Genomic DNA, 11,843 nt, shown 5'->3' on the forward strand with positions numbered 1-11,843 from the left:
TCGATGGAGTTCAACCCACGCCGACTCGGTGTCAAGACCATCGACGCAGTGGTCTACGCACTCGTTCTCACCGGCGTGGTGTTCGTCCTCACCGCGACCGTGAGCGTCGCCGCTGGCGGTGGCCTTCCCGGTGCGAAGTGGCTCATGTTCTTCCTCGGGTTTACGATGCTCGCGTACGCGTCGCTGAAACTCCGCCCGAAAGCCGCGTGGAAAGGCGGAGGCGACGACGGTGGTCTGTTCTCGGGTAGCGACGAACCAATCGGTATCGAGAAACTCGTCGGTGGACTCCTCGACAGGGTGTTGCCGCCGGCGCTCCGACCCGAACCGAACGAGCGCCCGTCGAGTGGAACGAAACTGTTCCTCGCGGCGGTCTGTATCCTCGCCACGTCGTTCGTCATGGAAGTCGTCTTCGGCATCAACTACTGAGGCCGACTTCTACGACGCCGACTCCGAGACATTGACGCCTCCGTCAGGACCACCCACCGGCAACGCGAGACGTACCGCCGGATACTCGATTGCACCGGCCACCCGAGGCCACTCCTCTCCCTGTGGTCCGATGCCTTTTACCATATCCATCGTCCACCTCAGATATGGTCGAGTCCGGAGACGAAGACGTACCCAACGTGGAACGTATCGCGAGCGAAGCAGACCGTCGCCGCGAAGCGTGGGGTGCGACCCTCGACGACATGACAGCGTTGGCCGACGAGTACGAAGAAGAGGGGTGGAAGACGGTCCGTATCGCCGCTGGCGACACCGGAACGTTCGGACCCGGTGATGCGAAAGGTGACGACGAAGCGTTCGGTATCGCGTACGTCGTCCCGGGCGACAAGGCAGCGGAAGTCTCCGAACTCTTCGAAGCGTCGTCGTTCCCCGAGTACGAAGTCTACCGTGCCGAGAACGACGGACGCGTCTACATGGTGACCGCGCTGCTCGCACCGGACATCGAGACGGTCGTGTTCGTCGCCGGCGCGTGGGACCTGCGTACCGCACTGAACTGTGCGACGACGGCAGTCGAGCGTGGGCGCATGTACACCTTCCTCCAGAAACTCGACGGGACGCTCGTCGGCGTCGTCGAACACGACGACCCCGAGAAGTTCTTCCCCAACCTCGACGCAATCCGGCGCTACGCACCGAACGCCGGTAGTGAGGAGACGGGAGCAGAAGACGCAGACGACGTCGAAGCCGACGCCGCTGACGACGTCACCGACGAAAGCGACGCGTAATCGACGCATCGCCACTGTATACCCGACACGTGACTGGCGCGCGACCGACACGTAACTGACACGTAACTGACGCACACCCACACTGTCGAACGAATTAGTCGAGACAGTTCCGCTGAACACAGCGCCCGGTCGATTCTTCGGGTGGTGTGTCAATGAGTCGAAAGCGTTCGCAGAGTACATTAGGCGTGGGAATGAAAGCGGGTGTATGAAAGTAGCCGACGCGATGACTCCCGGTGAGGAGGTCGTGACCGTGTCCCTTCCGGGCACCCGCGACGACGTTCTGGAATACCTCCAAGAGCGTGGCTTCTCCTCCGTACCCGTCGTGAAAGAGACCGACGACGGTTCGACGTACCGCGGTCTCATCTCCCGAGAAGACCTCATCAAGCACCCAGACGAGGACCAACTCGCAGTGCTCGTCCGCGAGGTCCCGACCGCGAGCGCCGACGACGACCTCGAAGAAGTAGCCGCGATGATGGTCGCAGAAGACGCACGCCGGATTCCCGTCGTCGAAGACGGCGAAATCGAGGGCATCATCACCGTGACCGACGTCGTCCGTGCCATCGCGCGCGGCGACATCGACGGCGAGACACAGGTCGGTGACCTCGCATCTCGCAACGTCAACACGACGTACATCGAGGTTCCGCTCCCGGTCGTCGAGCGTGAGATTTTCTACGCCAACGTCCCCTACGCCGTCGTCCTCGACAAGGAGGCCTCGCTGGCCGGTATCGTCACCGAAGTCGACATCATCGAAGTCGCTCGCGTCGTCGAAGGCGAAGCGGGTACTGGCGACTCCGTCGCCAATCAGGACGACGAGTGGATGTGGGAGGGCATCAAAGCAGTCGGCAACCGCTACATCCCGACCCGTAACGTCGAGATTCCGGCCGAGCCCGTCTCGAAATTCATGACCGACAACCTCGAAACCGTCTCGACGCGCGCCTCCGCCAAGGACGCCGCACAGATGATGATTCGCGAGGACATCGAGCAGATTCCGCTCGTGAGCGGTGACGAACTCATCGGCATCGTCCGCGACATCAACCTGCTGGAGGCACTGTATGAGTGAGGGCACCGAGTCCGCCGCGCTCGCCGAACTGGCGAAGCGTCGCGGGTTCTTCTTCGGTTCGTCCGAATCCTACGGCGGCGTCGGCGGGTTCTACACCTACGGTCCGCAGGGTGCCGCACTGAAGTCGAACGTCGAAGAGGCGTGGCGTGACCGCTTTGCAGTCCAGGAAGGCAACCTCGAAATTGAGGCGCCGACCATCATGCCGGAGCCCGTCTTCGAGGCGTCTGGTCACCTCGACGGCTTCGACGACATGCTCGTCGAGTGTGCCGAGTGTGGCGAGTCGCACCGCGCAGACCACCTCATCGAAGACAACTCCGCACTGGAAGACGCGGAGACGCTCTCGCCCGAAGAGGCCGCAGAGAAGATTGCAGACCTCGGCCTCGTCTGCCCGAACTGTGGTGCTGACCTCGCCGGCCAGTCGGTCGAAGAGTTCAACCTGATGTTCGAGACGAACATCGGCCCCGGTTCGAAGACGCCCGGCTATCTCCGTCCCGAGACGGCGCAGGGTATCTTCGTCGAGTTCCCGCGCATCAAAGAGTACGCCCGGAACCGCCTCCCGTTCGGCGTAACACAGATTGGCCGCGCCTACCGCAACGAGATTAGCCCGCGCAAGAACATCGTCCGCACCCGCGAGTTCACACAAGCGGAGTTAGAGCAGTTCGTCGACCCCGAGCGCGACGAACCGGACCTCTCGTCGGTCGAAGACGTGGAAGTTCGACTCTACCCCGCCACCGAACAGCAGAAAGACGACGGCGACTACATCGACATCACCGTCGGCGAGGCAGTCGAAGAAGACATCGTCGCAAACGGCTGGATTGGCTACTACCTCGGCATCGCTCAGGAGTGGTACGAACACATCGGCGTGGACATGGAGCGCTTCCGCTTCCGCCAGCACCTCCCCGGTGAACGCGCGCACTACGCCGCCGACTGTTGGGACGCAGAGAGCGAAGTCGACGGTGACTGGATCGAGATTGCTGGCTTCGCCTACCGTGGCGACTACGACCTCACGAAGCACGGCGAACACGCCGACGACGACTTCACCGTCTTCCAGCAGTACGACGAACCCAAGACGGTCGAACGCGCCGTCGTCGACCCCGACATGGCGACGCTCGGCCCCGAATTCGGCGCACAGGCCGCCGACGTGGCGGAGGCGCTCGAAGCGCTCGCCCAGCGCGACCCGGACGCCTTCGACGCCGACGAGGTCACACTCGACATCGACGGCGAGGACGTCACCGTCGACACCGACGTGGCGAACTTCGCAGTCGAGACGCAGACCGAAGCGGGCGAACACATCACGCCGCACGTCGTCGAACCCTCGTTCGGTGTCGACCGCACGGTCTACACACTCCTCGCGCACGCGTACGAGACAGACGAAGTCGACGGCGAAGCACGCACGTTCCTCTCGCTGTCACCCACGATTGCGCCGACGAACGTCGGTGTCTTCCCGCTCGTCAGCAACGTCGACGAACTGGTCGACCTCGCAGACGACGTGGCCGAAGAACTCCGAACCGCTGGCTTTGCGGTCGTCTACGACGACTCCGGCAGCATCGGTCGCCGCTACCGCCGACAGGACGAAGTCGGCACACCGTTCTGTGTCACTATCGACCGAGACGGCCTCGAAGGGTCGGGCGCAAACACGGTGACCATCCGCGAACGCGACTCTGGCCGACAGGTTCGCGTCCCCGTCTCCGACCTCGTCGAGACGTTCGTTGGCCTCCGCGCCGGGACCACCTCGTTCGACGACGTCCTCGAGACGAACGAAGTCGTCAAGGCGTAATACGACCGTGGGACGCCCGAGCACCGCCGAGATAAAACGGCGTCTGGTCCACGTGAGCGGGTCGGGGATGCCACTCCTCTACATCCTCGGCATCGTCGACTGGCAGACGCTCGGTTACCTCTTCGTACTCGCGTCGATTGCCGTCACCGTCCTCGAAGTGCTCCGTCTCTACGGGAACCTCGACTGGCGAATCTACGACGAACTCACCCGTGAGTACGAACAAGATAACGTCGCAGGCTACGCCCTCTACACCTACAGCCAGACGTTCGTCGCGCTCGTCTTCGCGCCGTACATCGCAGTCCCCGGGATGCTCATGCTCACCGTCGGCGACCCGATAAGCGGCCTTCTCGGGTCTGCACCGGTCGGCGAGATGAAGTCGCTCAGTACGCTCGCGGCGATGTTCACCGTCTGTTTCGCCCTCACCGCACCGTTCGTGATACCGGTCGCTGGCGTCGTCGTCGGGAGCGTCGCGTCGGCGGCGGGTGCAGTCGGTGCGACGGTGTCAGACGGCGTGAAGCCCGTCGTCGCGGGCTACGTCATCGACGACAACCTCTCGATTCCGCCGGTCTCTTGCGCCGCCATCGCGGTGACCCTCACGCTTCTCGCGTGAATCGGTGTGCGACTGTCGTGCGATTTTATTTCACCGGGTCTCTAATCTTCCAGTCGTGACTGTCTACGAGAGCGACCTTCCGGGCGTCGGGAAAAAACACGAGGTGGAACTCGACGGCGGGGCACGACTCGTCATCGTGACCCACAACACCGGGAAACGAGAGGTATTTCGCCGCGCGAGCGCCGACAGCGACTCAGAGAAACTGTTCGAACTGAACGATGACCTCGCGCGACAGGTTGGGACGCTCCTCGAAGGCGCGTACTTCCAACCGGTCCAGTCGACCTCCATCGAGACGTTGCTCGGCGACAACACCGTCCTCGAGTGGGTGGAAGTCAGCGACGACTCCGACGTCGTGGGAAAGACACTCGGCGAGTCAGAACTCCGGCAGGTGACTGGGGCGTCCGTCATCGTCATCGAACGTGACGACGAAGTCATCACCTCGCCGGGAGGCGACGCGATGATCGAAGCAGGCGACACGCTGGTCGTCATCGGCGCCCGTGACGCCTGCCGTGACTTCGTGACACTCGTAACCGGAGCCTAATGGCAGCGGACCTCCTCGAATTCGGCTATCTACTCGTCGTTCTCGCCCTCACCGGGGCGATTGCACTCCGACTCGGTCTGTCGGTCATCCCCCTGTACGTCATTGGCGGCGTCGTCGTCGGCCCGTACGTCGCAGGGCGACTCGGCCTTCCGTACGTCGCCGAGGGCGAAGTGATCACGCTGCTCGCGGAAGTTGGTATCGTGCTGCTCTTGTTCTTCCTCGGACTCGAGTTCAGCCTCGACCGACTCCGTGCCGCGCGGAGCAACATCAGCCGCGCCGGTGCCATCGACCTGCTGGTGAACCTGCCACTGGGCGTCGTCATCGGACTCGCCCTCGGGTGGTCGGTCGTCGAAGCGTTCCTCCTCGGCGGCATCGTCTACATCTCTTCGTCCGCCATCGTGACGAAGACGCTCATCGACCTCGGGTGGATTGCCGACCCCGAATCCGAACCCATTCTGGGGACGCTCGTCTTCGAAGACCTCGCCATCGCCGTCTACCTCGCCGCCGTCACCTCACTCGTCCTCGGTGGCGAGGGCGGACTCGCCGCGATTGGGCGCTCGCTCGCCATCGCGTTCGGGTTCCTCGGTCTCCTCCTCATCGCTGTCCAGTACGGGACGAGCCTGTTCACTCGCGTCCTCGACGTGGAGAACGAAGAGGCGTTCGTCCTTCGAGCGCTCGCCGTCGTCGTCCCCATCGCCGGCGCAGCACTAGCGCTCGGCGTGAGCGAGGCAGTTGCGGCGTTCTTCGTCGGCATGGGCTTTTCGACGAGTGGCCACCGCGAGACCATCGAGCGCCGCCTGACGTCCGTCCGCGACGTGTTCGCGGCGATATTCTTCTTCTGGATTGGCCTCGGGACGGACCCGACGTTGCTCGTCGCGGCCGCGGTTCCGCTCGTCATCGCCGTGGTGTTGACGACGCCTGCAAAGGTCATCTCTGGCTACCTCGGCGGCCGTGTCTACGACCTCTCGAACCACCGGTCACTCCGCGTCGGTGTCGGAATGGTCCCACGCGGGGAGTTCTCGCTCGTCATCGCGGCGCTGGCGGCGTCGGGGTCGACACAGGTGATGCGCGAGGTCATCCCGTCGTTCGCCGTCGGGTACGTTCTCGTCATGAGCGCCCTCGGGACGGTGTTAATGCAGCGGTCTGACCTCGTCGAACGACTGATCTTCCGTCGACAGTCGGCGGGAGCAGACTCCTAAATCGACGGGTTCGGACCGCTCTGTCGCCGAGTGACTCGACTGAGGCGAACGTTGCGGTGCCGAAAGAATTTAATATGGACGATGTTGTAGGCACTCACAACCATGGCGACTCGCAGCACCTTCGCCACTTTTGCCCCGCTGCGAGCCGCTGCTGTCCGACGACGACGACCGGCCCTTTAGGGCCAGAATCATCATATCCTTCGGGACACGTCGAAATTTCTAATCTCCAGTTTTCTTGGCTATAGGCATCTCTACCACTTAATTTCACAGAATGAATGCAAAGAATTTATTTAGGTATCCCTACCACAGACGAGTATGAAGAAAGTCGCACTCGCGTTCTCCGGCGGACTCGACACCACAATCTGCGTCCCAATCCTCAAAGAGGAGTACGGATACGACGAAGTCATCGGCGTCACCGTCGACGTCGGTCAGCCCGAAGAAGAGTTCGACGAGGCCTACGAGACGGCCGAAGCACTCGGACTCGAACACTACGTCATCGACGCGAAAGACGAGTTCGCCGAACTCTGTCTCGACTCCGTCACCGCAAACGCGGACTATCAGGGCTATCCCCTCGGGACAGCGCTCGCACGCCCGGTCATCGCGAATGCCATCCTCGACCTCGCACTCGAAGAGGACTGTGACGGCATCGCCCACGGGTGTACGGGTAAAGGAAACGACCAGCTGCGCTTCGAAGCAGTCTGGCGTGCCTCTGACCTCGAAGTCATCGCCCCCGTCCGCGAGATGGGCATGACCCGCGAGTGGGAAATCGAGTACGCCGCCGAGAAAGACCTCCCAGTGCAGGGAGGCAACGAAGGCGTCTGGTCCATCGACACGAACCTCTGGAGCCGTTCCATCGAGGGCGGCAACCTCGAAGACCCCGGCTACGTCCCGCCGGAAGACATCTACGAGTGGACCGACCAGCCCTCGGGCGAGACGGAACTCATCGAGATTACGTTCGAAGATGGCTACCCGGTCGCCATCGACGGCGACGAGATGGAGCCCCTCGAACTCATCGCCTTCCTCAACGAGAAAGCCGGTTCGTACGGCGTCGGCCGCACGGACATGATGGAAGACCGCATGCTCGGCCTGAAGGTGCGCGAGAACTACGAGCACCCGGCCGCGACGACGCTCCTCAACGCGCACAAGGCGCTCGAAGGCCTCGTCCTCACGAAAGAAGAGCGTGACTTCAAGGCCACCGTCGACAACGAGTGGTCCCAGAAGGCCTACGAGGGCCTCATCGACGCCCCGCTCGTGGGTGCGCTCGAAGGCTTCATCGAGAAGACCCAAGAGCGCGTCACGGGCACTGTGACCATCAAGTTCGAGGGCGGACAGGCCCGCCCGGTCGGCCGCGAGTCCGAGTACGCTGCCTACTCCGAGTCCGCCGCCTCCTTCAACACGGAGACGGTCGACGGCATCGAGCAGGCCGACGCCACGGGCGTCGCCAAGTACCACGGCTTCCAGGCACGCCTCGCGAACCAGAGCACGAAGAAAGAAAAGCCAGAACTGGCCGCCGACGGCGGCAGCGACGAGTAAGATGACAGGCGAGGACGGTGACTCCGAGAGCGTCATTCGCCGGGACCGCTTCAGCGGCGGCCCCGCCCGCGGGTTCATGTCGAGTCTCGCGGCAGACGAACGCATCTTCGAGGCCGACCTCGCCGTCGACCGGGCGCACGTGGTGATGCTCGCGGCACAGGACATCATCGAGTCCGACGTCGCCGCAGACATCCTCGACGCGCTTGACGACGTGGAAGCCGCCGGCCACGAGTCACTCTCCGGCGGCGAAGACGTGCACGAAGCCATCGAAGCGGCCGTCATCGACATCGTCGGCCCCGACGGTGGGAAGATGCACACCGCGCGCTCGCGCAACGACGAGGTTGCGACGTGTATCCGCTACCGCCTCCGCGAGGACGTACTGGAGGCACTCGACGCCGCCCTCGCACTGCGCGAATCGCTCGTCGAGACGGCGGCAGCACACACCGAGACGGTGATGCCCGGGTACACACACCTGCAACCCGCCCAACCGACGACGGTTGCGCACTTTCTGCTCTCGTACGAACGGGCGGTCGCCCGCGACTGCGCCCGCCTCATGTGTGCGTACGAGCGTATCAACCAGTCACCCCTCGGGTCGGCCGCCTTCGCGGGGACACCGTTCGACGTGAACCGCGAACTCGTCGCCGACCTCCTCGGGTTCGACAGCGTGATGGAGAACTCGATGGACGCCTCTGCGACGCGCGACTTCCTCGCGGAGACGCTCGGGGCGCTGACGACACACGCCATCACGCTCTCGGGACTCGCCGAAGACCTCGTCATCTTCTCGAACAAGGGCTTCGTCGAACTCTCGGACGACTACTCGTCGACGTCGTCTATCATGCCCCAGAAGAAGAACCCCGACACGATGGAACTCGTCCGCGCCGTCGCGGGCGACGCCGTCGGGGAACTCACCGGGCTCTTGACGACGCTCAAAGGACTGCCGCGCGCGTACAACCGCGACTTACAACGCGCGCACAAGCACGCGTTCCGCGCCGTGGACGACGTATCCGAAGCGGCCGCCGTGGCCGCCGGTGCCGTCGCCTCCGCGACGTGGCCCGAAGACGAACTCGCCGCGGCCGCCGGAGACGGCTTTTCGACGGCGACGGGCGTCGCGGACCTGCTCGCGATGGCGGGGCTACCGTTCCGCACGGCCCACGAAGTCGTCGCCGAGGCCGCCGCCCGGTCCACGGGAACGCCAGACGTGGCAACACTTGACGCCGTCGCTACGGACGTATTAGGTGAGTCTCTCTTTACGCACGTGACAGCAGACGCCGTCGAAGCCGCGCTCGATCCGACCGAGAGCGTGGCGAGTCGCGATTCGGTCGGTGGGCCCGCGCCCGCCGCCGTCGAATCGACGCTCTCGACGGCCCGTGACGACCTCTCGGCGGACTACGCTGCCGTCGCGGACGCCCGCGACACGCTTACGGCCGCTGCCGACGAACTCGACGAGGAGGTATCGAGCTATGTCTGAGGTATCCACCCCAGTCGCCGGCCTGCCGCGACCACCGCGAGCGGTTGCTCCGCGACGACCACGACGACCGGTCTCGGTTCGGCGACGACCGCGACCGGAACCGCGACCACGACCGACGGCAGGGACGGCCCGACCGGTTCCGTCCCTGGTGTCGGGTGAGGGTGGCAACCGAGCTCGACACGTCGTTCGGCCGACCACGGTGGTCGGTCGAATCACCTGATATCCACCGAGAGAGTCTTCTTTACGCTATTTTTTGTCCCGTAATTTTCGACGGATTTAATACCATCCGTGGCCCAGCCTGAGATGTAATGAGCGACACCATCACTGCGGAAGACCCGCTGAGCGGAGAAGAAATCGAGCTGCCGGCCGACGTCGAAGTCGGCGAAATCATCGACAGTCCTGCCACAGGCGCAGAACTAGAGGTCGTCTCCCTCGACCCCGTCGTGCTCGAGGAAGCACCTGAACTCGAAGAGGATTGGGGAGAGTAACGTGCATATTGGACTGCTCTACTCCCGGATTCGCCGCGACGAGAAGTTGCTCCTCAACGAGCTCCGCGAGCGCGGCCACGAGGTGACGAAGATAGACGTTCGGAAAGAGCAGTTCGACCTCACCGAGCCGCCGGCGGCGTTCGACGGCGTCGACATCGTGGTCGACAGGTGTCTGGCGACGAGCAGGAGCCTCTACATCACGCGCTTCCTGCAGTCGTACGGCATCCCCGTCGTCAACTCACACGAGACGGCAGACATCTGCGCCGACAAGGCGAAGAACAGTCTCGCACTCGCGGATGCGGGCGTCCCCACGCCCAACACGAAAGTCGCGTTCACCGTCGAATCGGCGATGGAAATCGTCGAAGAGTTCGGCTACCCCTGCGTCCTCAAGCCCGTCGTCGGGTCGTGGGGACGTCTGATGGCGAAAATCGACTCCGAAGCGGCCGCCGAGGCGATTTTAGAGCACAAGGCGACGCTCGGAAACTACGAACACAAGGTGTTCTACATCCAGGAGTTCGTCGAGAAACCCGGTCGCGACATTCGCGTCCTCGCCGTCGATGGTGAACCCATCGCCGCGATGACTCGAACCTCGGACCACTGGCTCACGAACGCCGCGAAAGGCGCCGACGCCGAAGCGTTCGAACTCGACGACCGCGCGAAAGAACTCGTGAAGCAGGCGTCCGATGCAGTCGGCGGCGGCCTGCTCGGCGTCGACCTCATGGAGACCGGTGACGACTACACCGTCCACGAGGTCAACCACACGGTCGAGTTCAAAGCACTCAACGACGCGGTCGACGTGGACGTTCCCGCGAAGGTCGTCGATTGGCTGGAGACGAAAGTCGACGGCGAAAAGACGCTCGCGGAGGTTTCGGCGTGAGCGAGGTACTCACAGCAGGTGTCGTCGGTGGCTCTGGATTCACCGGCGGTGAACTGCTCCGTCTCCTCGATGGACACCCGAACTTCGAGATCGCACAGGCCACGAGCCGCTCCTACGAGCGCAAGACCATCGGCCACGTCCATCCGAACCTTCGTCACCTCGACGTGCGCTTTACCTCACCCGAGGACCTCGAATCGGTCGACGTGCTGTTTACGGCGACACCGCACGGCGTCTCGATGGAACACATCGACGAGTTCCAGGACGCCGCCGACACCGTCGTGGACCTCTCTGCCGACTTCAGACTCTCCGAAGAAGCACAGTACGACCAGTGGTACGACGGGCACACGTGCCCCGAATATCTCGAAAAGTCGGAGTACGCGCTTCCCGAACTGAATCGCGAGAACCTCCCCGGTGCGGACCTCATCGCCGCGGGCGGGTGTAACGCGACTGCGACGATTCTCGGGCTGAAACCACTTTTCGACGCCGACATCCTCTCCGGTGACGAGCAGGTCGTCGTCGACGTGAAAGTCGGGTCGTCCGAAGGTGGCGCGGGCGCGAGCAAGGCGTCGTCACACGCCGAGCGCTCCGGAATCGTCCGCCCCTACGCCCCGACCGGCCACCGTCACGAGGCCGAAATCGAGGAGTTCCTCGGCCTCTCTGTCTCCTTTACCGTCCACGCAGTGGACATGGTCCGCGGTGCGGCGGCGACCTGTCACGTCTTCCCCGACGGACCAGTGTCGAAAGGCGACATGTGGAAGGCCTACAGAGGAAGCTACGGCGACGAACCGTTCATGCGCACCGTCGCCGGCGGCGGTGGCGTCTACCGCTACCCCGAACCGAAGGCCGTCGCAGGCACCAACTTCGGCGAAGTCGGCTTCGAAATCGACCCCTCGAACCGCCGACTCGTCGTGTTTTCGGCCATCGACAACATGATGAAAGGCTCTGCCGGGCAGGCAGTCCACGCCGCCAACATCGCACTCGGCTTCGACGAGACGGCCGGCCTCGACTTCACTGGCTTCCACCCGATTGGGTCTCCCTGAGCGTACCGTCCCCGAACACACCAGCTC

13 protein-coding genes are annotated in these 11,843 nt (G+C 63.6%); 12 read left to right on the top strand and 1 reads right to left on the bottom strand.

The genetic code is table 11. The annotated features are described in order from the left end of the window. Nucleotides 1–3: 3 nt before the first annotated feature. Nucleotides 4–426 carry a DUF7555 family protein gene (locus tag GJR98_RS03185; protein ID WP_151135399.1) on the top strand — a complete coding sequence of 141 codons (423 nt, stop codon included), beginning with the start codon at nt 4–6 and terminating at the stop codon, nt 424–426. Nucleotides 427–435: 9 nt separating this feature from the next. Here GJR98_RS03185 and GJR98_RS17795 read toward each other — a convergent pair whose 3' ends face one another. Continuing rightward, entirely contained in the window at nt 436–570 is a 135-nt protein-coding gene (locus GJR98_RS17795; RefSeq protein WP_255518394.1) for a hypothetical protein, read from the bottom strand. Nucleotides 571–590: 20 nt separating this feature from the next. On the opposite strand from GJR98_RS17795, the gene GJR98_RS03190 reads away from it, so the two are divergent. The 11 genes from GJR98_RS03190 to argC all read left to right on the top strand — a co-directional run bounded on the left by GJR98_RS03190 (nt 591) and on the right by argC (nt 11,816). Further along, nucleotides 591–1,223 carry a DUF7529 family protein gene (locus GJR98_RS03190; protein ID WP_151135401.1) on the top strand — a complete coding sequence of 211 codons (633 nt, stop codon included), beginning with the start codon at nt 591–593 and terminating at the stop codon, nt 1,221–1,223. A 205-nt stretch (nt 1,224–1,428) separates the two neighbouring features. Further along, a complete protein-coding gene (locus GJR98_RS03195) occupies nt 1,429–2,283 on the top strand; it encodes a CBS domain-containing protein (protein WP_151135403.1) in 855 nt (284 codons plus the stop codon). Next, complete coding sequence (gene glyS, locus GJR98_RS03200; protein WP_151135405.1) at nt 2,276–4,060, top strand: glycine--tRNA ligase; 1,785 nt, start codon at nt 2,276–2,278, stop codon at nt 4,058–4,060. Before GJR98_RS03195 ends, glyS begins: the two co-directional genes overlap by 8 nt. A gap of 7 nt (nt 4,061–4,067) precedes the next feature. Then, nucleotides 4,068–4,670: a dolichol kinase gene (locus GJR98_RS03205; protein WP_151135407.1), complete on the top strand. Its 603-nt coding sequence runs from the start codon at nt 4,068–4,070 to the stop codon at nt 4,668–4,670. A 55-nt stretch (nt 4,671–4,725) separates the two neighbouring features. Then, nucleotides 4,726–5,211 (top strand): cation:proton antiporter regulatory subunit, encoded by a 486-nt coding sequence (locus GJR98_RS03210; protein ID WP_151135409.1) that lies wholly within the window; start codon nt 4,726–4,728, stop codon nt 5,209–5,211. Continuing rightward, on the top strand, nt 5,211–6,410 hold the full coding sequence (locus GJR98_RS03215; RefSeq protein ID WP_151135411.1) for a cation:proton antiporter: 1,200 nt from the start codon (nt 5,211–5,213) through the stop codon (nt 6,408–6,410). Before GJR98_RS03210 ends, GJR98_RS03215 begins: the two co-directional genes overlap by 1 nt. 315 nt (nt 6,411–6,725) lie before the next feature. After that, nucleotides 6,726–7,943 carry an argininosuccinate synthase gene (locus tag GJR98_RS03220; protein WP_151135413.1) on the top strand — a complete coding sequence of 406 codons (1,218 nt, stop codon included), beginning with the start codon at nt 6,726–6,728 and terminating at the stop codon, nt 7,941–7,943. Between the two features lies 1 nt (nt 7,944). Next, nucleotides 7,945–9,411: an argininosuccinate lyase gene (gene argH, locus GJR98_RS03225; protein WP_151135415.1), complete on the top strand. Its 1,467-nt coding sequence runs from the start codon at nt 7,945–7,947 to the stop codon at nt 9,409–9,411. A 308-nt stretch (nt 9,412–9,719) separates the two neighbouring features. Then, nucleotides 9,720–9,899, top strand: a complete 180-nt coding sequence (gene lysW, locus GJR98_RS03230; RefSeq protein WP_151135417.1) for a lysine biosynthesis protein LysW — start codon at nt 9,720–9,722, stop codon at nt 9,897–9,899. A 1-nt stretch (nt 9,900) separates the two neighbouring features. Next, on the top strand, nt 9,901–10,776 hold the full coding sequence (gene lysX, locus GJR98_RS03235; protein ID WP_151135419.1) for a lysine biosynthesis protein LysX: 876 nt from the start codon (nt 9,901–9,903) through the stop codon (nt 10,774–10,776). Further along, nucleotides 10,773–11,816, top strand: a complete 1,044-nt coding sequence (gene argC / locus GJR98_RS03240) for an N-acetyl-gamma-glutamyl-phosphate reductase (protein ID WP_151135421.1) — start codon at nt 10,773–10,775, stop codon at nt 11,814–11,816. Before lysX ends, argC begins: the two co-directional genes overlap by 4 nt. Nucleotides 11,817–11,843 lie beyond the last annotated feature (27 nt).

Origin of the sequence: Haloferax marinisediminis (assembly GCF_009674585.1) — an archaeon.
GTDB lineage: Archaea > Halobacteriota > Halobacteria > Halobacteriales > Haloferacaceae > Haloferax > Haloferax marinisediminis.

Coding starts and splice junctions, on each gene's coding strand:
- GJR98_RS03220 (WP_151135413.1), top strand. CDS start 6,726: ATGAAGAAAGTCGCACTCGCGTTCTCCGGCGGACTCGACACCACAATC.
- GJR98_RS03190 (WP_151135401.1), top strand. CDS start 591: ATGGTCGAGTCCGGAGACGAAGACGTACCCAACGTGGAACGTATCGCG.
- GJR98_RS17795 (WP_255518394.1), bottom strand. CDS start 570: ATGGTAAAAGGCATCGGACCACAGGGAGAGGAGTGGCCTCGGGTGGCC.
- lysW (WP_151135417.1), top strand. CDS start 9,720: ATGAGCGACACCATCACTGCGGAAGACCCGCTGAGCGGAGAAGAAATC.
- GJR98_RS03215 (WP_151135411.1), top strand. CDS start 5,211: ATGGCAGCGGACCTCCTCGAATTCGGCTATCTACTCGTCGTTCTCGCC.
- argH (WP_151135415.1), top strand. CDS start 7,945: ATGACAGGCGAGGACGGTGACTCCGAGAGCGTCATTCGCCGGGACCGC.
- GJR98_RS03195 (WP_151135403.1), top strand. CDS start 1,429: ATGAAAGTAGCCGACGCGATGACTCCCGGTGAGGAGGTCGTGACCGTG.
- glyS (WP_151135405.1), top strand. CDS start 2,276: ATGAGTGAGGGCACCGAGTCCGCCGCGCTCGCCGAACTGGCGAAGCGT.
- GJR98_RS03185 (WP_151135399.1), top strand. CDS start 4: ATGGAGTTCAACCCACGCCGACTCGGTGTCAAGACCATCGACGCAGTG.